The organism is Pseudomonas sp. xss_2 (genome assembly GCF_043104195.1).
In the GTDB taxonomy this organism is placed as follows: Bacteria; Pseudomonadota; Gammaproteobacteria; order Pseudomonadales; family Pseudomonadaceae; genus Aquipseudomonas; species Aquipseudomonas urmiensis.
Genome location: NZ_JBICKL010000061.1, coordinates 43884 through 65081 on the forward strand (window position 1 = coordinate 43884; position 21198 = coordinate 65081).

Annotated in this window: 20 protein-coding genes; 9 read left to right on the forward strand and 11 right to left on the reverse strand. The window is 63.8% G+C overall.

The features are described from left to right. Nucleotides 1-11 precede the first annotated feature (11 nt). Complete coding sequence (locus ACF8K2_RS15220; protein WP_312154191.1) at nt 12-473, reverse strand: response regulator; 462 nt, start codon at nt 471-473, stop codon at nt 12-14. A 15-nt stretch (nt 474-488) separates the two neighbouring features. Then, nucleotides 489-2735 carry an ATP-binding protein gene (locus ACF8K2_RS15225; protein ID WP_392465658.1) on the reverse strand — a complete coding sequence of 749 codons (2247 nt, stop codon included), beginning with the start codon at nt 2733-2735 and terminating at the stop codon, nt 489-491. A 336-nt stretch (nt 2736-3071) separates the two neighbouring features. Here ACF8K2_RS15225 and ACF8K2_RS15230 point away from each other — a divergent pair, with 336 nt between their 5' ends. From ACF8K2_RS15230 to ACF8K2_RS15260, 7 genes are all read left to right on the forward strand, one after another. Then, nucleotides 3072-3599 (forward strand): spore coat U domain-containing protein, encoded by a 528-nt coding sequence (locus ACF8K2_RS15230; RefSeq protein WP_392465660.1) that lies wholly within the window; start codon nt 3072-3074, stop codon nt 3597-3599. 30 nt (nt 3600-3629) lie between these two features. Continuing rightward, a complete protein-coding gene (locus ACF8K2_RS15235; RefSeq protein WP_186554853.1) occupies nt 3630-4166 on the forward strand; it encodes a spore coat U domain-containing protein in 537 nt (178 codons plus the stop codon). Nucleotides 4167-4183: 17 nt separating this feature from the next. Then, on the forward strand, nt 4184-4717 hold the full coding sequence (locus ACF8K2_RS15240; protein ID WP_186554852.1) for a spore coat U domain-containing protein: 534 nt from the start codon (nt 4184-4186) through the stop codon (nt 4715-4717). Between the two features lie 3 nt (nt 4718-4720). Continuing rightward, entirely contained in the window at nt 4721-5224 is a 504-nt protein-coding gene (locus ACF8K2_RS15245) for a spore coat U domain-containing protein (RefSeq protein ID WP_392465664.1), read from the forward strand. 36 nt (nt 5225-5260) lie between these two features. Beyond that, a complete protein-coding gene (locus ACF8K2_RS15250) occupies nt 5261-6037 on the forward strand; it encodes a molecular chaperone (protein WP_264233102.1) in 777 nt (258 codons plus the stop codon). Between the two features lie 110 nt (nt 6038-6147). Continuing rightward, a complete protein-coding gene (locus ACF8K2_RS15255; protein ID WP_392465745.1) occupies nt 6148-8439 on the forward strand; it encodes a fimbria/pilus outer membrane usher protein in 2292 nt (763 codons plus the stop codon). Beyond that, nucleotides 8436-9407, forward strand: coding sequence for a spore coat protein U domain-containing protein (locus ACF8K2_RS15260; protein WP_392465666.1), 972 nt, complete (start codon nt 8436-8438; stop codon nt 9405-9407). The genes ACF8K2_RS15255 and ACF8K2_RS15260 overlap by 4 nt, the downstream gene beginning before the upstream one ends. An 89-nt stretch (nt 9408-9496) precedes the next feature. On the opposite strand, the gene ACF8K2_RS15265 is transcribed toward ACF8K2_RS15260, so the two are convergent. From ACF8K2_RS15265 to ACF8K2_RS15275, 3 genes are all read right to left on the reverse strand, one after another. Continuing rightward, nucleotides 9497-10645 (reverse strand): M14-type cytosolic carboxypeptidase, encoded by a 1149-nt coding sequence (locus ACF8K2_RS15265; protein WP_392465669.1) that lies wholly within the window; start codon nt 10643-10645, stop codon nt 9497-9499. A gap of 204 nt (nt 10646-10849) precedes the next feature. Further along, entirely contained in the window at nt 10850-11365 is a 516-nt protein-coding gene (locus tag ACF8K2_RS15270) for a DUF4880 domain-containing protein (protein ID WP_392465670.1), read from the reverse strand. Between the two features lie 435 nt (nt 11366-11800). Next, complete coding sequence (locus tag ACF8K2_RS15275) at nt 11801-12115, reverse strand: DUF6124 family protein (RefSeq protein WP_186554846.1); 315 nt, start codon at nt 12113-12115, stop codon at nt 11801-11803. 128 nt (nt 12116-12243) lie between these two features. Here ACF8K2_RS15275 and ACF8K2_RS15280 point away from each other — a divergent pair, with 128 nt between their 5' ends. After that, nucleotides 12244-12897, forward strand: a complete 654-nt coding sequence (locus ACF8K2_RS15280; protein WP_392465673.1) for a LexA family protein — start codon at nt 12244-12246, stop codon at nt 12895-12897. 42 nt (nt 12898-12939) lie between these two features. On the opposite strand, the gene ACF8K2_RS15285 is transcribed toward ACF8K2_RS15280, so the two are convergent. From ACF8K2_RS15285 to ACF8K2_RS15300, 4 genes are read right to left on the reverse strand one after another with little or no spacing between them, the layout of a single operon-like run. Further along, nucleotides 12940-14892 (reverse strand): acetyl-CoA carboxylase biotin carboxylase subunit, encoded by a 1953-nt coding sequence (locus ACF8K2_RS15285; RefSeq protein ID WP_392465676.1) that lies wholly within the window; start codon nt 14890-14892, stop codon nt 12940-12942. After that, the gene (locus tag ACF8K2_RS15290; RefSeq protein ID WP_392465678.1) at nt 14889-15701 is read right to left on the reverse strand and encodes a gamma-carboxygeranoyl-CoA hydratase; all 813 of its coding nucleotides are present in this window, start codon (nt 15699-15701) and stop codon (nt 14889-14891) included. The genes ACF8K2_RS15285 and ACF8K2_RS15290 overlap by 4 nt, the downstream gene beginning before the upstream one ends. 3 nt (nt 15702-15704) lie before the next feature. Then, nucleotides 15705-17312 carry a carboxyl transferase domain-containing protein gene (locus ACF8K2_RS15295; RefSeq protein WP_392465680.1) on the reverse strand — a complete coding sequence of 536 codons (1608 nt, stop codon included), beginning with the start codon at nt 17310-17312 and terminating at the stop codon, nt 15705-15707. Between the two features lie 19 nt (nt 17313-17331). Continuing rightward, on the reverse strand, nt 17332-18495 hold the full coding sequence (locus ACF8K2_RS15300; protein WP_392465683.1) for an isovaleryl-CoA dehydrogenase: 1164 nt from the start codon (nt 18493-18495) through the stop codon (nt 17332-17334). A 283-nt stretch (nt 18496-18778) separates the two neighbouring features. Between ACF8K2_RS15300 and ACF8K2_RS15305 the strand changes: the two genes are divergently transcribed. Beyond that, a complete protein-coding gene (locus ACF8K2_RS15305; protein ID WP_392465686.1) occupies nt 18779-20464 on the forward strand; it encodes an AMP-binding protein in 1686 nt (561 codons plus the stop codon). A gap of 128 nt (nt 20465-20592) precedes the next feature. On the opposite strand, the gene ACF8K2_RS15310 is transcribed toward ACF8K2_RS15305, so the two are convergent. Continuing rightward, nucleotides 20593-20829: a hypothetical protein gene (locus ACF8K2_RS15310; protein WP_392465689.1), complete on the reverse strand. Its 237-nt coding sequence runs from the start codon at nt 20827-20829 to the stop codon at nt 20593-20595. An 87-nt stretch (nt 20830-20916) separates the two neighbouring features. Further along, a complete protein-coding gene (locus ACF8K2_RS15315; RefSeq protein ID WP_264233115.1) occupies nt 20917-21084 on the reverse strand; it encodes a hypothetical protein in 168 nt (55 codons plus the stop codon). Nucleotides 21085-21198 lie beyond the last annotated feature (114 nt).

Below are 21198 nucleotides of genomic sequence, written 5' to 3' on the forward strand. Positions count from 1 at the left end.
CGGCGCCAGGCTCAATTGCTGCCGCGCCGGTTCAGGCGCAACGAGCCAGGTGGCGGCTCGTTGAGCACCGCCCAAAACACCCCAAGGTCGGAGATGGCGGCGACGAACTCCTTGAATTCGACTGGTTTGACCACGTAGGCGTTGACCCCCAGTTCGTAGGCGCGCAGCAGGTCTGGCTCCTCGCGCGAGGAGGTCAGCATCACCGTCGGGATACTGCGCAGCTCGGCGGTGGCGCGTACTTCCTTGAGCACTTCCAGGCCATCGACCTTGGGCAGTTTCAGGTCCAGCAACAACACCGCCGGGTTGCCATCGGCGCGATCGGCGTAGGCGTTACGGCGTAACAGGTAATCAAGGGCATCGGCGCCATCGCGCAAGACGATGACTTCGTTGGCCAGTTGGCTGCGCTCCAGCGCAAGGAGGGTCAACTCCAGGTCCCTAGGGTTGTCTTCGACCAAAAGGATGGGCTTGAGCATGATCGTACGGTTGCCTCAGGTATTGATTGAATTACGCGGGAGCGTGAAATGGAAGCTGGCGCCCTGGTCGATCTGGCCATCGGCCCAGACTCGGCCATCGTGCCGTTCGATGATCCGCCGGACACTGGCCAAGCCAATCCCGGTGCCCTCGAAATCTTCCATGCGGTGCAGGCGTTGGAACACGCCGAACAGCTTGCCGGCATAGGCCATGTCAAAGCCCACGCCGTTGTCGCGGATGAAAATCTCGGTTTCGTTTTCCAGTTGCCGGGCGCCGATGCTGATCCGCGCAGGCTGGCGGCCCCGGGTGTACTTGATGGCGTTGGCGATCAGGTTGTGCAGGGCCATGTTGATGAAGGCTGGGTCGCCGATCACCTTGGGCAATTGCTCGACCTCCCAGACGATCTCGCGTCCGGCATAGTCGGGGGCCATTTCGCTGCGGATCGCCTCCACCAGGGTATTGAGGTCGACGTCCGACAGACGCAGCGCCGAGCGGCCCATCTGCGAGAAATTGAGCAGGTTGTCGACCAGGGTGCCGGCAAAGTGCGCGGCTTCCTCGATGTGCTGCAAAAAACGCCGGCCGCGTTCGCTGAGCCCGGCGCCTTCGATTTCGCCGAGCAGCTCGGTATAGCCGGCGATATGCCGCAACGGCGCCCGCAGGTCGTGCGACACGCTATAGGAGAACGCTTCAAGCTCCTTGTTCGAACGCTTCAGCTCGCCGGCCAATTGCGCCAGCTCTTCGGCCTTGCGCAGGACGATGCCGAACACCGCGCCGCGCAGCTCCTGTACGCCTTCGATGATCAGCGGATCCCAGGCCTGGCAGAAACCGCTGAGCTGCTCTTGCCAGCGCTCGAAGCTGTTGCGCGGGTCGAGCGAGCCTTGCGCGCCGATGTGTTTTTCCGGGCGCCCGGCCCAGGTTACGGTGCGGATCTGCTCGGGGCGGAACCACACCAGGTAATTGGAGTGGATCTGCGAGATCGACACCGCCAGCAGGCCGCCAGCGTGTTCGGCCAGTTCCGGCAGCTCGTCGATATCGCGGCGAATGTTGTCGGTGTGGAACACCTCGCCACGCCCGCCCAGCCAGTGCACCAAGGCGTTGACCTGGGCCTCTGGCGGCGTGATGCCGATCAGGTCGCAGCGTTCGGCGGAGATGATCGCAGCGCCGCTGGCGCCAGCGAAGTCCAGCAGCACATCGGGCAACGCGCGCAGGCCTTGGCTGACGTTGTCATGGTCGGCCATCGAGGCGAGCATGCGCACGATGCGCTGGCGCATGTCGAGCAGGGTCTGGGTGCTGGTATGCGCCTCGCGTGACTCGATCTGCAGCGACAGCACGCTGCCGAGCAACTCACAGGCGGTACGGGTTGGCAAGTCGACCCGGTGCGGCTGTACATGGTGGCACGAGACCAAGCCCCACAGCTGGCCATCGACCACGATCGACAGCGACATCGAGGCCAGGGTGCCCATGTTGCGCATGTATTGCAGGTGCACCGGAGAGACGCTGCGCAGCGCGGCAAAGCTCATGTCCAGCGGTTTGCCGGTGCGCGGGTTGTTGCTTGGGACCAGCACCGAGGCCTGGTAATTGGCATCTTCGATCACCCGGATGCGGTTGACCCGGTACAGCTCGCGGGCCTGGCGCGGAATGTCGGAGGCCGGAAAGCACAGCCCCAGGTAGCTCGGGTAGCCAGGGTCCGCCACTTCGGCCAGCACCTGGCCATTACCTTCGGCATCGAAGCGGTAGGCTTTGACCCGGCCGAAACCGGTGATGCGCTTGAGCTGCACCACCGACTGCTGCAGCAGCTCTTCGATCGAGCCTGCCTGATGCACGCTACTGACGAAGGCACGCACCAGCGGGTAATAGTCGCCATGACCGGTTGGCCCCGGGCTTGAACGAATCGGTTCGAATTCGCTGATCAGCACCTGGTCATGGCGATGCACCAGCACCCGCAGGCGCTCACCGCCCGGCACACCTTGGCGCAGTTGCACGTCGCCAATATGGAAGGGGAACACTTCGTCATCAGGCAGGTACTGAAGGTGCGCGCGCAGGTCGAAGCCTTCGCTGATCAGGTCGGGGAAGGTGCAGCCGACCAACTCGCGGGCTGGCAAGCCTAGCCAGCGCTCGGCGTTTTCGCTGGCCTGGAGGATGCGCAGGTCGTGCTCGTCCAACACCAGCAGAAAGCCCTGCGGCTGAATGCTGCCGGGGACCTGGATCGGTTCCTGGGCACAGCGTTCGACCGCTTGGTCGAGCGCGTTCTGGGCAGTAGTCAAAAGAGGTTCTCCTGTCGGTTCCGTCCGCGCATGGCGGAATGCGCATGGCACAGGATGTTTCACATGCACGGTATCAGAATGTCGTCTGCTTTGCCGGCATATGGCCATTTGAGGGCTGATAAGTTCAGGGGTTCTGCCGCTGTGTCAGAAAATTCTTTCACAACAACAGATCGTGCCCTCTGTAGGCGCGGGCTCGCCCCGCGATGATGGCCTCCAGCCCCTACCAAACCTGCGCTAACCCCTTGTTATTAATGCCAAGGAAGGGGCCGCCGAGCCCGGCGCTATCTCCCCCGGCTGCTACCCTCAAGCTCAGTACCTACAGACAGGAATATCGAGGTGACGAGACGCTTTCTGGCCGTGTTGTCGGGCCTGCTGTTAAGCGCGAGCACCCTGGCGGCGGACTTTTTGGTCGAAGTGCGGGTCCAGGTGCAGCGCGGCTGCATGCTGGTCAACCAGCAGCGCGACGCTGGCGCGCAAGCGCTGGGTCGCATCGACCTGGGCGCGGTTGCGCGGCTGGACGGGCCGGGCGCGCCGTTGTCCGGCGTGCTGCTCAGCCAGCGCCCACCGCGGCTGGAGTGCAACCCTGATACGCCTTATCAGATCCGCGTCGACGGCGGCCAGCATGGCGGCGTTGGCGAACTGCGTTTTCTGGCCAGCGACGACCGCCAGGCCAAGTCCATTCCTTACCGTCTTTACCGCGATGCCGCCTGGCGCCAACCGTTGAGCGTCGGTGTGGCGCACGCGGCGCGGGTGCCGGACAGCGGTTCGGCGCAACTTCCGCTCTACGCGCGGATCGACCGACTGGCCTGGGTGCCACGCCCAGGCCTGTACGCCGACCTGCTCAAAGTCACGCTCACCTGGTAGGGATATCGCCATGGACAAGGACGCCGCCTGATGAACCGCACCTCGTTCCTGCTGCTGACCCTCGGCCCGCTGCTGTTGCCCAGCTCAGTGGTGCATGGCACCACCACGGGGTTTATCGAGGCGCGCCTGGTGATCAGCGCGGCCTGCCAGATCAGCAGCGACCCTCAGCAACCGGCCACCTTGGGTAACCCCGGTGTGATGGATTTCGGCGCCCGCGGGCCAAGCTGGGACCAGCCCCTGCAAGGCCGGGTCGACGAGGCGGGCGGTGAGGGCGGGTTACAGATCAGTTGCACGCCATCGGTGCGCGCTTTCAGCGTGCGTATCAATGGCGGCCAGAATGGCGGCGATGGCGTGCGCCGCTTGAGTAATGGTCGCGAACTGATCCCCTATCAACTGGCCGTCGACCCCAATGGCAATAACCGTTATGGGGTTGGCCAGGCGCGCACCTTCACCATTAGCAGCACCCGACAGATCCCCATCCCGATCTACGGCGTGGTGGTCGCGCAACCGCGCGCCCTGCCCGCAGGCCTGTACCGCGACACCCTGAGCGTGACCCTGGACTGGTAACACCCAAGGAGATTCCGATGCGCACTCATGTCACTTGCTCCATCCTCGCTGGCCTCGGTCTGGCCTTGGCGTCCCAGGCCCAGGCCGCGACCGTCACCGGCACGATCAACTCGACCCTGACCCTGACCGCCGCCTGCCAGGTCAACGGCAGCGCCGGCACCTCGGGGCTGAACTTCGGTAGCCTCAACTTCGGTACCCAGGACGCCTTGTTCGGTACTGCCAATGCCCAGGTACTCGGCCCGGGCGGTGGCGCCATGAGCATTCTCTGCTCCAATGGCACGGTGCCTTCGATCCGCGTGCGCGCCGGCGCCCATGACGGCCAGTCGACCGGTGGCACCCGCGCCCTGGCCGATGGCAGCGGCAACTTCGTGCCGTACGACTTCTACACCGATGCCGGCCACACCCAGGTGCTGGCCATCGACGGCACCATCACCTTGCCGACCAGCACGGGCGTGGCGCAGACCGTCAACCTGTATGGCCAGGCGCGTGGCAAGGCCGGGCTGCCGGCAGGCACCTATACCGACACGGTGGCAGTCGAGCTGACGTTCTGAGCCATGAGCGCCTGGCTGCGCAGTGGCGTCGGCGCCCTCGGCCTGCTGTTGGCCTTGCCGCTGGGGGCGGTGACCAGCAGCACCTTCCAGGTCAGCGCGCAGATTGTCGCTGGCTGCCTGGTGGTGGGCGGGGTGAGCAACTATGGCGTGCTGAATTTCGGCAGCCAGTCGGCGCTGTCCACCGCCACCCTGAGCACCTCGTTGGGTGGCACCACGGTGACCTTCCAGTGCACCCCGGGGGTGGCGCTGAGCATGAGCCTGGATGGCGGCCAGAACAGCGCCAGCGGCCGCCGCAACCTCAAACGCAATGGCGGCAGCCAGTTGCTCGCCTACCAGCTCTATCGCGACGCCGCCCTGAGCCAGGCCCTGGCGATTGGCCAGAGCGTGAGCGTGAGCTACAGCGACCCGACGGCGATCAAGCTGCCGGTGTACGGGCGCACCCAGTTGAGCGGCACGCTGCCGGCCGGGACCTACACCGATGTGGTGCAGGTGACGGTGACCTGGTGAGGCCTGGATCAATCACAACGAGCGAAGGAGAGCAGCATGGGGGCAGGCGCAAAATGGGCGCGAACATTGATCGGTTTGCTGCTGCTGGCCAGTGTGCCAGCAGGGGCCGCCACCTCGGTGCTGATCTGGCCGATCGACCCGGTGCTCGAAGCTGACCAGAAGGCCGGCGCACTGTGGCTGGAAAACCGCGGCACGGCGCCGGCCAGCTTGCAAGTGCGGGTATTCGCCTGGCGCCAGGGCGAGTACCAGGAGCAGTTCCAGGCCCAGCGCGAGATCATCGGCAGCCCGCCGGTGGCCAATATTGCGCCAGGGCAAAAACAGCTGATCCGCCTGACCCGTACCGGCACTTCACCGGCCGGCCAGGAGCAGGCCTACCGGATCATCATCGATGAAATCCCCTCGCCGCTGCCGGCCGATGCGCCCAGCGAAGGCACCCTGGCGGCGATCCGCCTGCAAATGCGCTATTCGGTGCCGCTGTTCGTCTACGGCGAAGGCTTGTGGGGTAAGCCCGACCCTGAAGGCAAGCGCAGCGCCGAGGGCGTCGGCAAGCCGCAACTGAGCTGGCGCCCGGTCAGCGTGCAAGGCAAGCCCTACCTTGAGCTGCGCAACACAGGGCCGGTGCATGCGCGCCTGACTGATGTGGTGTTGCAACAGGGCGGCCGGGATACGCCAGTGGTCGAAGGCCTGCTCGGCTATGTGTTGCCCGGCGCCAGCATGCGCTGGCCGGCACCGAGCGCGCCGAGTGCCGCCAGCGTGCTCAAGGGCCGGGTCAATGGACAGGATGCGGCCCAAGCGATCAGCCAGGGCCGTTGAAGCAATCGTGAAACGACGTCAGGGGCCATGGAGGACCCGACAATGGCTGGAAGCCGTGTGTGAAATGCGTGTCGCAGGCGACATGCCGCGTGTGTTTAGGCCTGTTGCTGATGGGGCCGGGCCTTGGCGTGGCCAACGAGCTGCCGCCGCCGCCCAGCGAAACCGCCGCCATTGCCGACGCCACGCTGTACCTCGACCTGTTGGTGAACCAGATGCCCAAGGCTGAGTTGGTGCCCGTGCAACAGCGTGCCGGGCGTTTGTTCATCGACAGTGCGGCGCTCAGTGCCGCGGGCATCAGCCTGCCGGGTACGCCGCAGGGCGAAATCGCGCTGGATAGCGTTGCGGCGCTGCACAGCGACTACGACAGCCAGAACCAACGGCTGCTGTTGCAGGTGCCCGCCGCCTGGTTGCCAGGGCAGCAGGTCGGTGCTCGCAACCTGTACCCGGCCAGCGATGCGCGCAGCAGCTTCGGCGCACTGTTCAACTACGACCTGTACCTGAACGACACCGATGAAGGCGGCACCTACCTGGCGGCCTGGAACGAGCTGCGCCTGTTCGACAGCTGGGGCACCTTCGCCACGACCGGGCAGTGGCGTCAGTCATTCAATGGGGCACCTGAGGACGATAGCCGCCAGGGCTTTTTGCGCTATGACACTACCTGGCGCTACACCGACGAACAGCGCCTTCTGACGTTCGAAGCCGGGGATGTGATCACCGGCGCCTTGCCCTGGACCAGCTCGGTGCGGGTCGGCGGTGTGCAGTTGTCGCGCGACTTTGGCGCGCGTCCCGACCTGGTCACCTATCCCTTGCCGGCCTTTGCCGGTGAAGCGGCGGTGCCGACGTCGCTGGACCTGTTCATCAACGGCTACAAGACCAGCACCACCGAGCTGCAGCCTGGGCCGTACACCCTGACCAATGTGCCCTTCATCAATGGTGCGGGCGAGGCAGTGGTGGTCACCACCGATGCCTTGGGCCGACAGGTTTCGACCACCTTGCCGTTCTACGTCACCAGCAGTTTGCTGGCCAAGGGCTTGAGCGATTTCTCCCTGGCCGCCGGTAGCCTGCGTCGCGACTATGCGCTGCGCGATTTCAGCTACGGCCCAGGCGTCGCCTCGGCCAGCCTGCGCCATGGCCTGAGCGATAATTTCACCCTCGAAAGCCACCTTGAAAGCGCCGAGTCGCTGATGCTCGGTGGCCTGGGCGGCAACATGCGCCTGGGCACCTTTGGCGTGCTCAATGCCGCAGTGGCGCAAAGCCGTTTCGAAGGCGAGCAGGGCCAGCAGGTGGCCCTGGGCTATCAGTACAACAGCCAGCGGCTGGGCTTCAATTACCAGCGCCTGCAACGCCATGGCGAGTATGCCGACCTGTCGCGGGTCGACACCCCCTACATGCGCCTGTCGCAACGCAGCGAGCAGGTCACCCTGAGCCTGAACCTGGACAGCTATGGCAGCCTTGGCGCGGGCTACTTCGACGTGCGCGCTGGCGACGGCTCACGCACCCGCCTGATCAACCTCAGTTGGAGCAAGCCGCTGTGGGGCAACAGCAGCTTGTACCTGTCGGCCAACCGCGAAGTCGGTGACAGCCAGTGGGCAGTGCAGGCGCAGTGGGTGATCCCGTTCGACCTGCGCGGCACCCTGGCCCTGAGCATGGAGCGCAGCACGGACGGCGAACGCTTGCAGCGGGTCAACTACAGCCGCGCCGTGCCAGTAGAAGGCGGTGTTGGTTTTAACCTGGGCTATGCCGACGGTGACCGCGAGGCCTATCGCCAGGCCGACGTCACCTGGCGTTTGCAGTCGGTACAACTGCAGGCCGGGGCCTATGGCAGCAGTGGTTCGATGACCCGCTGGGCCGACGCCAGTGGCTCGCTGGTGTGGATGGATGCCGGGGTGTTTGCCGCCAACCGCATCGACGATGCCTTTGTCGTGGTCAGCACCAGCGGCTATGCCGACGTGCCGGTGCGCTATGAAAACCAGGTGATTGGGCGCACCGATAGCAAAGGCCATTTGCTGGTGCCGTACAGCAGCGGTTATTATCGCGGCAAGTACGAGATCGACCCTATGGAGCTGCCCGCCGACATCCTCGCGCCGCAGGTCGAGCAGCGCGTGGCGGTGCGGCGTGGCAGCGGCTATCTGCTGGAGTTCCCGCTCAAGCAGGTGCTGGCGGCGAGCATCGTGCTGGTCGACGCCAAGCAGCAGGTGCTCAAGCTTGGCAGCCGCGTGACCGACGCGCACAGCGGCGCCCAGGCGGTGGTGGGCTGGGATGGCTTGGTCTACCTGGAGAACCTCTCGGCGCACAACCGCTTGCAGGTCGACGTGGCGGATGGCGGCCCGTGTCAGGTTGAATTCGATCTGCCCGAAGGGCAGGGCCCCATCCCATTGATCGGCCCGCTGGTGTGCCAATGAACACCTTCAGCCGCAGCGCGCTGCTGTGCGCCTTGCTGCTGCCAGCCGCTCCGGCCTGGGCCTTGTGCTCGTCGGTGGCGACCGCGCCGGCCGCCTTTGGCACCATCAATTCCACCCTGGTGCGCAGCACGGTGCAGACGGCCAGCAGCACCAACGCCGGCCTGCAATGCACCGGCTCGCTGTTGTCGCTGCTGACCAGCAACGACCACTTCTACGCCACCATTACCTCCAGTCGCAGCGGCCTTGTGGGCCCTACTGGCGATGTGATCCCGTATACCATCTATGCCAACAACACCACCTCGTTTCCAATCGCCCGCGGTACCCAGTTCGATTTCGCCCCGGCGGGCATCATCGATGCGTTGGGCCTGCTCAGTGGCACCACGCCCAAGTCGGTGCCGCTGTATTTTCGAACGGTGGTCGGCGCCAACGTGGCCGCCGGGCTGTATCAGGAAACCCTGAACATCGCCTGGAGCTGGAACTACTGCTCAGGCATTGGCATTGGCGCTATCTGCCTGGGGCGCGACATCGGCAGTGGCGTGCAGACGCTGACCGTCAGCCTGACGGTGAGCAACGATTGCCAGATCACCACGCCTAATATCAGCTTTGCCAGTGCGCCAGTGGTGGCAGGGTTTGGTACGGTCAACCAGAGCATCAATATTGCCTGCACCAAAGGCAGCAACTACTCCGTTGGGCTCGATGATGGGCAGAATGTGCTCAATGGACGGCGGCGGATGAAGTCGGCGGCGAGCAACTATCTGGCTTACGACATCTTCAAGAGTGCCGGCAGTGTCCGCTGGGGGATGTTGAGCAGCGCACGGCGGGCCAGTAGCGATGCGGATGTAAACCCCGGCGCGGGGACTGGCACGGGGAGCCAGGTGTTCAACTACAACGCCAAGGTGTACACCGACCAGGCAACCCCGCCGGCGGCCAGTTACACCGACAGTGTGATCCTTGATGTGCAGTTCTGAGGTGGCTGGGCGTACACCGCTCCCACTACGTGCATTTCGCAAGCAAAGATGCGTGGGAGCGGGCTTGCCCCGCGATGAGGGCGGTACAGTCAGCGCAAATCCCTGACCATTTTGCGCAAGGTTTCCAGCACTGCCGCCGCCAACGCCTTGGAACGCTCGCCCGACCACCCGGTACGCGCATTGGGCGCATCGTCATGGTCCTTGAACGGCATTTCCAGGGTCAGCGACAGGCAGTCATACATCTGGCCTACCGCGTTACAGGCCAAGGTCATGTTGGCCTGGCCCGGCTGGTCGCGGGTGTAGCCATGCTCGGTCTGAAAATCCTTGGTGACGCTGCACAGGGTCCTGCGGAACTGCTCCTCGAGCTGCTCGATCCGCGCCGTGTACCCAGGGTTACCTTCACAGGCAGCGGTAAACACATGGGGGATTTCTTCATCGCCATGCACATCGATGAAGGCATCGACGCCATACAGCTTCATCTGCGATTGGGCGAAGAACACCTCGGGGCTGAGCTCGACACTGGCGTCCTGCCAGGCGCGGTTCAGATCCTTGCCCTTGAAGTTGGTACGCAGGTGGCCGAGGAAGGCGCCGTCAGGGTTCATGTTAGGGATCAGGTACAGGTCGGCCTCTGCGAGCAACGCCTGGATGCTCGCATCGTTGGCTTCAAGGCGATCGATCACGCCCTCCATGAACCACTCGGCCATGTGCTCGCCGGGGTGCTGCTGGGCGATCAGCCACAGCTTGCGTTTGCCCGCCGCGCCATTGCCTGCGCGCAGCAGCGGGATATCGCGGCCCTGCACGCTGCGTCCGCTGGCCAACAGCTCGACGCCAGGGAGCTGGCGGGCACGTTCGATCAGTTGATTGTGGCGGGCGCGCGGATAAGGTTCGAAGTAGGCGAACCAGGCCTGCGGCTGCTCGGCCTGCAATTCGAATAGCAGGGCCTGGCCATCGAACTGGCTGGGCACGCGGAACCAGCTTTGCTGATCGTAGGAGGCGACTGCCTGATAGCCATCCCAGGCATTCTTGTAGGAAGACTGGCTGGCGTTGTCGAGGCTGAAGTGGTGGGTGTGGCCCGGGGTCAAGCCGTCGACCTTGAAGTGGAACCACTGGAAGTGGTCGCTGTGGCTGTCAGGGCGGATGGCCAGGTGTACCCGACTGGGGTCGCTGGTGTCCTTCACCTGAATGTTGCCGGAATCGAAATCGCAGTCGATCTGCAGGGGGGACAGCGTCACGGTCATTGCCAGACTCCTGTGGCTTTTGTTGTGACGCTACTGTACACCCCTCGATGGGCCGCTTGGTTCGAATGTTGTGCGGGTAAAGTGTTGCATGGTGTCAGTGATGTCGCTATCGCGGGGCAAGCCCGCTCCCACGTGCTGTTTCATTGAACACTGACAGCGTGGGAGCGGGCTTGCCCCGCGATAGCGACCTCATCGACCCACAAATCAGGCCCAGAACCCCAAGGCGAACAGGGCTGCGACGCCCAGCCCAATGGCAATCGAACAGCCTCCCAACGACAACGCCGCCCGGCCTTGCCGGTACCCGCCATCGTGGCCTAACTGCCGCGCTGGGCCGAGCAGGCTGCGCCAGCGCAGCTCGGTTTGGTGAAACGCCTCAAGATGCGCGGGCGCTGCATCCAGCCAGCGGCGAAAATCAATCCGCTCGCACGCGGTCACCTGCGGGCTTTGCAAGCGCACATACCATTGCCCGGCGACACCGGCCAAGCCATCGCCGTGCGGGCGAGCGGCCTGCAACGCTTGGTTCATATACCGCTCGATACTGAGCAAGGGCAAATCGAGGCGGGCAGCGATAGCGGCAAAATCCAGTTGATCGAGGCGGTTGAGCAGAAACACTTGCTGCACCCGGCGCGGCAGGCGCTTGAGGGCATGCAGCAGGGCGTCATCATCAAGTGCTGCAGCAGTGTGCGGGGCGTGTTCAAGGGGCAGCAGCAGGCGGGTCATGGATTGCTCCTTGCTCAAGGGTAGGGGTGGGGGCATCTTCCTTGATGCGCAGTCAGCTTAATCGTAACGAGATTGATTCTCAAGTGCTGTTTGCGCAAAACGCTGTAACAACCATTCACCAATTGACACACCTTTGCTATCATCGCTGCCATTCAAGCGGTAACCCTTCTTCATTAGCCTGAAGAGCCAAAAAAAAGACCCGGCAAAAAGCCGGGTCAAAAACCGTGATTAGCCTGATGAGGAGATAATCTGAGAGTCCGACCTAAGGGCTCCAGGTTATCCAGCGGGTCTCGCGACCTGCTGAGTGCAATAATAATCGTTATCATTTGCCAGTCAAATGATATTTGTTTAATTCGGCAAAATACTTTTACCGATGCACTTCCTCGGTCCCGGCAATCGGGGCCATTGCCGTTAATCGGCTGTCACGTTTCTCCCTTATTTCCCTTCTGATTGAACCGCCTGCTTGTGCTCCAGCAGCGCCCTGGCCATGTTCACCATGTGCATCAGCGCCAGCGTGATCTCTCGGGTCATGCCGTCTTGGTGAACGGCGGTTTCGTGGGCGGTGGCTGCGGCGCAGCGCAGCAGGGCCAGCGCATGGTCGTGGGCTTCAGTGCTGGAAACCCCTGGCTGCAGGGCCCAGAGCTTGTTGTCCAGGTTCGGCCGCGGTGGGGTGGGGTTGAGGTAATAGTCGAGGGCGCGGCGTGCGGCTTCGCTGTCGAGATCTGTATCTTCGTTTTTCTGCGGATTCATTTGGATACCTTCGATTTCCTTTCAAGGACAGTGAATGCCGAGCATAGGTCAATTTGTACTAATTAGCTCCTTGAAGATAATTCACAATGTGTATTGATGAGATTAATACAGCCCGTATTGTTCCGGTCATGGAAAACTGGATCGATTTTCTCTCGCGCTACAAGCGCGAACACAACCTCAGCCAGATCAAACTGGCCGAGCGCCTGCAGATGACCCAAGGCGGCGTCGGTCATTGGCTGCGCGGTTCGCGCAGGCCGACCTTGCAGACCATCAACGAGAAACTCGAAGTGCTGGGCCTGGTGTATTTGGAGGCGCAGGCGATGGTGGTCGAGCGTGATCTGGTGCGCGAGGCGCAGGGCAGTTACGCCACCGAGCAGCCGCTGTCGGCGCAAGCGCTGCGCTATGCCAGTTTTCGCTTTCCGGTGTTGAGTTGGGCGGATCTGCAGGATGGGCTGCCGACGGCAAGCGAGCTGCAAGAGCAGACCGATTACATGCCTGCGGGGAATGCCTACTGGCTGCCGGTGGAAAACGACTCGATGAACGCCGCCAGCGGCAAGAGCGTGCCCGAGGGCATGCTGATCCTGGTGGATACCGGGCTTGAGGTGCAGCCGGGCAAGCTGGTGATTGCTCGCCAGCCGGGCAAATCAGCGGTGCTGCGCCAGTTGATCGAGGAGGGCGGTGAACGCTTGCTCAGGCCGCTGAATACGCGCTATCCGACGGTTCTGTGCGAACCTGGGTGTGAGTTTCTAGGCGTGGTGGTGCGGGTTCACGGGATTTTTTAGGTTTGGGATTTTGGGGCTGCAAAGCAGCCCCAAAATCTCCGATCAGTCAGCCAACTCGACCAACACCGCCCCTTCACTGACCATATCCCCCTCCTGACAGAACAGCGCCTGCACCGTCCCGCCCTGGGGCGCGCGAATGCTGTGCTCCATCTTCATCGCCTCCAGCACCACCAGCGCGGTGCCGGCCTCGACCAACTGCCCAGGCTCGACCAGCACCCGCACGATGCTGCCGTTCATTGGTGCACTGAGCCCGCCCTGGTGACTGTGGCTGGCTTCAGCCTCGGCAATCGGGTCGTACGCGGTAATGACATGCACGTCGCCCTCCCAGCGCAGATACAGCGTGCCAGCCCGGCGAATGGCCAGATGCCGGCGGCGCAGGCCGTCGCGGTCCTCGCACAGCTGCTCGCCTTCAAGGCGCAAAGTGGACGGCGCACTGCGCTCCAGCGCCACGGCTTGATCTTGCCCAGCGCTGACCAGGTGCACACTGCTACGTGCTGGCAAGCCTAACCGCAAACCCTCACGCTCAGCCCACGGCGAGCCAGGATCATCAGCGCGCAGCCGCGCAGGCGTGCTCTGCAACCAGGCCTCGGCAGCAGCCTGCCAGAACGCGGCGGGCAGCTCGCTGGCAGTCGGCAGCAACACCTCTTGATGACGCGCAATGAAGCCCGTATCCAGCTCTGCCGCGGCAAACGCCGGATGCGCGAGGATTCTGCGCAAGAAAGCAATGTTGGTTTTCACCCCGCCAATGGCGAACTCATCGAGCATCGCCAGCAAGCGCAGCCGCGCCTGTTCGCGATCTTCACCCCAGGCAATCAGCTTGCCCAGCATGGGGTCGTAGAACGGCGACACACTGTCGCCCTCGCTGACGCCACTATCCACCCGCCGGCCTTCACCAGGCGCCGATTCGCGGTACAGGCTGAGGGTACCCGTGGCCGGCAGGAACTCATTGGCCGGGTCTTCAGCGTACAGACGCACCTCGATTGCATGGCCGATCAGCGGCACCTGCGCCTGGCTGATCGGCAGCGCCTCGCCACGCGCCACGCGAATCTGCCAAGCGACCAGGTCCAGGCCGGTAATCGCCTCGGTCACTGGGTGCTCGACCTGCAAGCGCGTGTTCATTTCCATGAAGAAGAACTCGCCGCGGGCATCGAGCAAAAATTCCACGGTGCCTGCGCCGACGTAGCCAATCGCCTGGGCTGCACGCACTGCCGCTTGGCCCATGGCCTGACGCAACTCGGGCGAGAGCCCTGGGGCTGGCGCTTCCTCGACCACTTTCTGGTGGCGACGCTGAATCGAGCAGTCGCGCTCATTGAGGTACAGGCAGTTGCCATGCTGGTCGGCGAATACCTGGATCTCCACGTGGCGGGGCTTGAGCACGTACTTTTCCACCAGCATCCGTGAATCGCCAAACGACGACTGCGCCTCACGCTGGGCCGAGGCCAGGGCGTCAGCCAACTGGCTTTCTTCCTCGACCACTTTCATGCCCTTGCCACCGCCGCCAGCGCTGGCCTTGAGCAGTACCGGATAGCCGATACGTTCGGCGGCGGCGCGGAAGGTTTCCAGGTCTTGCGCTTCACCGTGATAACCCGGCACCAGCGGTACGCCTGCGTTTTCCATCAGTGCCTTGGCCGCCGACTTGCTGCCCATCGCGTCGATGGCGCTGGCCGGTGGGCCGAGGAAGATCAGCCCGGTCTGTTCAATGGCGCGGGCGAAACCTGCGTTTTCCGACAAGAAACCGTACCCTGGGTGAATCGCCTGGGCGCCACTGGCCTTGGCGGCGGCCAGCAACTTGTCGATGTCCAGATAGCTCTCGGCAGCCTTGGCGCCGCCCAGGTCAATACGAATATCAGCTTCACGCGCATGCCGGGCTTCGCGGTCGATGGCGCTGTGCACGGCGACCGTGGTCAGGCCCATGGCCTTGGCCGTGCGCATCACCCGGCAGGCGATCTCACCGCGGTTGGCGACCAGCAGGGTGGTCAGCGTGGGTTGGCTCATGGGCGCGGTTCCTTATCAAAGTCTTGCCAGGCAGGGCGACGTTTTTCCAAAAAGGCGCTCAGGCCCTCCTGGCCTTCGGGGCTGACGCGGATGCGGGCGATGCTGTTTTCACAGTAGCGGCGCACGGCCGGGGTCAGCTCGCCATGACCGACTTCACGCAGCAACTCCTTACTCACGCGCAGGGCCTGGGGGCTGTTGAGCAGCAGGTTGTCGACCCAGGCCTCGACCTGCTGCTCAAGCTCGGCGCCAGGGTAGGCCTCGGCCAGCAGGCCCAGCTCGCGGGCGCGCAGGCCGCTGAAGCGTTCGGCGGTGAGCGCATAGCGGCGTGCGGCGCGCTCGCCGATGGCCTTGACCACGAACGGGCTGATCACCGCTGGCGCCAGGCCGATGCGCACCTCGGACAGGCAAAACTGGGAGTCCTCGGCACCAATGGCCATGTCGCAGCAGCTGATCAGCCCCAGGGCGCCGCCGAAGGCCGCGCCTTGCACCACCGCCACAGTTGGCAGCTTGAGGTTGTGCAGGTTGTACATCAGCTCGCCCAGTTCATGGGCGTCGTCCAGGTTGGTGTTGAAGTCCAGCTGCGCCGATTGCTGCATCCAGGCCAGATCGGCGCCGGCACTGAAGTGCCGGCCACGGCCGCGCAGCAGCACGAAACGCAGGCTGGCGTCGGCGCCGAGCTGGTCGATGGCGACGATCAGCTCGCGGATCATCTGCGCGTTGAAGGCGTTGTTCTTGTCGGCGCGGTTCAGCCACAGGGTGGCGAAGCCGCGCGGGTCCTTGATCAGTTCAAGGGTGCTGAAATCGCTCATGGGTCACATCCGGAATATGCCGAAGCGGCTCTGTTCGATGGGCGCGTTCAGCGCGGCAGACAGCGCCAGGCCGAGCACGTCGCGGGTTTGTGCCGGGTCGATGACGCCGTCGTCCCACAGCCGGGCGCTGGAGTAGTAGGGGTGGCCCTGGCGCTCGTACTGATCGAGGATCGGCTGCTTGAGCTTGGCCTCATCGTCGGCGCTGAAGGCCTGGCCGCTGCGCTCGCTCTGCTCACGCTTGACCTGCGCCAGCACCCCAGCGGCCTGTTCGGCGCCCATCACGCCAATCCGCGCATTGGGCCACATCCACAAGAAGCGTGGGTCGTAGGCCCGCCCGCACATGCCGTAGTTACCCGCGCCAAAGCTGCCGCCGATGATCACGGTGAACTTCGGCACCTGGGCGCAGGCCACCGCGGTGACCAGCTTGGCGCCGTGCTTGGCGATGCCGCCTTCTTCGTATTTCTTGCCGACCATGAAGCCGGTGATGTTCTGCAAAAACAGCAAGGGGATGCCGCGCTGGCAGGCCAGCTCGATAAAGTGCGCGCCTTTTTGCGCAGCTTCGGCAAACAGGATGCCGTTGTTGGCCAGGATCGCCACCGGGTAGCCGTGCAAGTGGGCAAAACCGCACACCAGGGTGGTGCCGAACAGCGCCTTGAACTCATCGAACACCGAGCCGTCGACCAGCCGCGCAATCACCTCGCGCACATCGAACGGCTGCTTGGCATCGGCTGGCACCACGCCGTACAGCTCATCGGCGGCATACAGCGGCGCCACTGGCGCCTGGCGTTGCAGCTTACCGAGCTTGTGCCAGTTGAGGTTGGCCACGCTGCGCCGGGCCAGGGCCAAGGCGTGCTCGTCGTTGTCGGCATAGTGGTCGGCCACGCCGCTGGTGCGGCAGTGCACGTCGGCGCCGCCCAGGTCTTCAGCGCTGACCACTTCACCCGTAGCGGCCTTCACCAAGGGCGGGCCGGCGAGGAAGATGGTCGCCTGCTGGCGGACCATGATCGCCTCGTCGGCCATCGCCGGCACATAAGCGCCGCCAGCGGTGCACGAGCCCATCACCACGGCGATTTGCGGAATGCCCAGGGCGCTCATGTTGGCCTGGTTGAAGAAGATCCGCCCGAAATGCTCGCGGTCCGGGAATACTTCATCCTGGCGCGGCAGGTTGGCCCCGCCCGAATCCACCAGGTAGATGCACGGCAGGCGGTTCTGCAGGGCGACGGTCTGTGCGCGCAGGTGTTTTTTCACCGTCAGCGGGTAGTACGAGCCGCCTTTGACCGTGGCGTCGTTGGCCACGATCATGCATTCGACACCTTCGACCCGGCCAATGCCGGCAATCACCCCGGCAGCGGGGACGTCTTCGCCGTACACCTCATGGGCGGCCAATTGGCCGACCTCAAGAAACGCCGAGCCGGCATCCAGCAAGCGGTCGATACGCTCACGTGGCAGCAGTTTGCCGCGCGAGGTGTGCCGCTCCTGGGCCTTGGGCCCGCCGCCCTGCGCGATGTGGGCGAGCAGGCCGCGCAGGGCCTGGACCTGTTCGAGCATGGCCGCGCCATTGGCGGCGAACTCTGCCGAGCGCGGGTTGATCTGGGTATGCAGGATAGCCATGGGCGCCAGTTCCTTATGCTCAGCGGGTTTCGTTGAACAGTTCGCGGCCGATCAGCATCCGGCGAATCTCGCTGGTGCCGGCGCCGATTTCGTACAGCTTGGCATCGCGCAGCAGACGCCCGGCCGGGAACTCGTTGATGTAGCCATTCCCCCCCAGAATCTGAATCGCCTCCAGGGCCATTTGCGTGGCGCGCTCGGCGGTGTAGAGGATCACCCCGGCGGCGTCCTTGCGGGTGGTCTCGCCACGGTCGCAGGCCTGGGCTACGGCATACAGGTAGGCGCGGCTGGCATTGAGCTGGGTGTACATGTCGGCGATCTTGCCCTGGATCAGCTGGAACTCGCCGATGCTCTGGCCGAATTGCTTGCGGTCGTGGATGTATGGCACCACCAGGTCCATGCACGCTTGCATGATCCCGGTCGGGCCACCGGAGAGCACCACGCGCTCGTAGTCCAGCCCGCTCATTAGCACGCGCACGCCGCCGTTGAGCTGGCCGAGGATATTTTCTTCGGGCACCTGGACGTCATCGAAGAACAGCTCGCAGGTGTTCGAGCCGCGCATGCCGAGCTTGTCGAACTTGTTGCTGCGGGTAAAACCTTTCCAGTCGCGCTCGACGATGAACGCGCTGATGCCGTGGGCGCCCTTGTCCAGGTCGGTCTTGGCGTAGATCACGTAGGTGTTGGCGTCGGGGCCGTTGGTGATCCAGGTCTTGCTGCCGTTGAGCAGGTAGTGATCGCCGCGCTTCTCGGCGCGCAGCTTCATCGATACCACGTCGGAGCCTGCGTTGGGTTCGCTCATGGCCAGGGCGCCGATGTGCTCGCCGCTGATCAGCTTGGGCAGGTATTTCTGCTTCTGCTCGTGACTGGCGTTGCGGTTGATCTGGTTGACGCACAGGTTGGAGTGCGCGCCGTACGACAGCGCCACCGAGGCCGAACCGCGGCTGATCTCTTCCATGGCCACCACGTGGGCCAGGTAGCCCAGGCCGGCACCGCCGTATTCTTCCGGCACGGTGACGCCGAGCAGGCCCATGTCGCCGAATTTGCGCCACATGTCGGCGGGGAACAGGTTGTCCTGGTCGATCTGCGCGGCGCGCGGGGCCAGTTCGGCCGCGACGAAGGCCTGCACCTGTTCGCGCAGCATGTCGACGGTTTCGCCCAGGGCGAAGTTCAGGGAGGGGTAATGCATGTGGGGCACCTTCTTGTTCTTGGCTAGGCCTGAGTGAGCTTTGAGCGTGGGAGCGGGCTTAACCCCGCGATGGCGTTTATCATGATCAGTATGGCCCTGGATGCCATTGGATCGCTGTCGCGGGTCAAGCCCGCTCCCACGTTGCTTGTAACCTTTACGTTAACGTAAGCCTGGCTCACTTCACTGTCAATCTGCTTGTGACCTTTACGTTAACGTAAATCTGCGCCAGAGTATTCGTCGCTTGCTTCAGTCATGCCCAGAACAACCGCAAGAAGGGACAGTCATGAATCAACCCAGCTACACCCGCGGCCGCCAGGACCGGCCCTTGCTCGAGCAGACCATCGGCCAGGCCTTCGCTGCCACCGTGGCCCGCCATGCCGACCGCGAAGCGCTGGTGGTGCGCCACCAGAACGTGCGTTACACCTGGCAGCAGTTGGCCGAACAGGTCGATGTGCAGGCCCGCGCCTTGATGGCGCTGGGCGTGAACACAGGCGATCGGGTCGGCATCTGGGCGCCCAACTGCGCCCAGTGGTGCGTCCTGCAGCTGGCCAGCGCCAAGGTCGGCGCGATTCTGGTCAACATCAACCCGGCTTATCGCGTTGCTGAGTTGGACTACGTGCTGCGCCAGTCCGGCTGCCGCTGGCTGGTCTGCGCCGATGCCTTCAAGACCTCCGATTACCACGCCATGGTGCAAGCGCTGGTACCCGAGCTGGCCACGGCAGCCTTGGGCGAACTGGCCAGCGAACGCCTGCCCCAGCTGCGCGGAGTGATCAGCCTGGCCGCCCAGCCGCCGCAAGGCTTTCTGCCCTGGCAGGCGCTTGCCGAGCGGGCAGGGCAGACGTCGCTCGAGGCCTACACGGCCCGCCAGCAGAGCTTGCAGTTCGACCAGCCGGTAAACATCCAATACACCTCCGGCACCACCGGTGCGCCTAAAGGGGCGACGCTCAGCCACTACAACATCCTCAACAATGGCTGGATGGTCGGCGAAAGCCTCGCCCTGACCGAGCACGACCGCATGGTGATCCCAGTGCCGCTGTACCACTGCTTCGGCATGGTCATGGCCAACCTGGGTTGCATCACCCATGGCAGCACCATGATCTACCCCAACGACGCCTTCGACCCCGAGCTGACCCTGCGCGCGGTGGCCGAAGAGCGCGCCAGCATTCTCTATGGCGTGCCGACCATGTTCATCGCCATGCTCGACCACCCGTCACGCCAGCAACTGGACCTCTCAAGCTTGCGCAGCGGCATCATGGCCGGCGCCACCTGCCCGATCGAGGTGATGCGCCGGGTGATCGAGCAGATGCACATGGCCCAGGTGCAAATCGCCTACGGCATGACCGAGACCAGCCCGGTGTCGCTGCAAACCGGCCCGGACGACGAACTGGAACTGCGCGTGACCACCGTCGGCCGCACCCAGCCACAGCTGGAAACCAAGCTGATCGATGAGCACGGCTGCATCGTCCCCCGTGGCCAGATCGGCGAGCTGTGTACCCGCGGCTACAGCGTGATGCTCGGCTACTGGGACAACCCCCAAGCCAGCGCCGATGCCATCGACCCGGCGCGCTGGATGCACAGCGGCGACCTGGCGGTGATGGACGAGCGGGGTTATGTACGCATCGTTGGGCGCAACAAGGACATGATCATCAGGGGAGGGGAGAACATCTATCCGCGCGAGCTGGAGGAGTTCTTCTACACCCACCCGGCAGTGGCCGATGCCCAGGTGATCGGCATCCCGTGCAGCAAGTATGGGGAAGAGGTGGTGGCCTGGATCAAACTGCATCCGGGGCACACGGCGACGGTTGAAGAGCTACACAGCTGGTGCAAGGCGCGCATGGCGCACTTCAAGGTGCCCAGGCATTACCGCTTGGTGGATGAGTTTCCGATGACGGTGACGGGCAAGGTGCAGAAGTTTCGCATGCGCGAAATCAGTGTCGAGGAATTGACCGGGCAGCAGAGAACGGCTTGATGCTGTTGAGATCATTGACGGCCTCTCATGAGTACATCAGCTCCCACGGGGATCGCATGACCTGGTCTATGGCGGTCAATCCGTGGGAATAGGGCTGGCGCAGAGGCGGCGATGTCCACTGGAAGTAATCAACAATCGTGCGTCTTATTCGTCGAGCCGCTTAACGTATCGAGCAAGGCGTGCAGGGTGATGGCCGAATCGTGCTGAAGATCAACGGTCACACCCAAATCGCGCAAGGCGCGGTTGAGTTTGTGGCTGTCAATTTCCTTCAATCGCGTGCTTAGCGTGGCGTAGTCGGCGCCAGCATTTTGCAGTGCCTGCAGTAGGCAGCGTTCACGGTCCACGCGGGTGAGCAACTCATCCATGCTGGGTTCTCCTGTTGTTGTTCGAGAGAACCCATCATCGGAACCTGGCGCGATTGCCGCTACTGGCAGAATTATCAGGCCGTTGGTCTATCCTTTGGCTTTCACCGGTGGCTCCTGGCTCGGCGGGTCACCCACGGTTGGCGGCACGGTCGGCTTGATCGGCAGCTCGTCCGGCTCCTGTTCGGGCACCGGCGGCGGCAAGCTGGGGTCGTCGATGTTCGGATCGGGAGTTTCCGGTGGAATGGGAATGTTCATCGCCTGTCCTCGCTGGGGTGTTCAGAGGGTGTAGAGGCTTTGATCCGGGCCTGCGCCATTCGCTCAATTTTTTTGAACCCCTCCCGCGTCCGACGGCTCTGAACCCTTACCGCC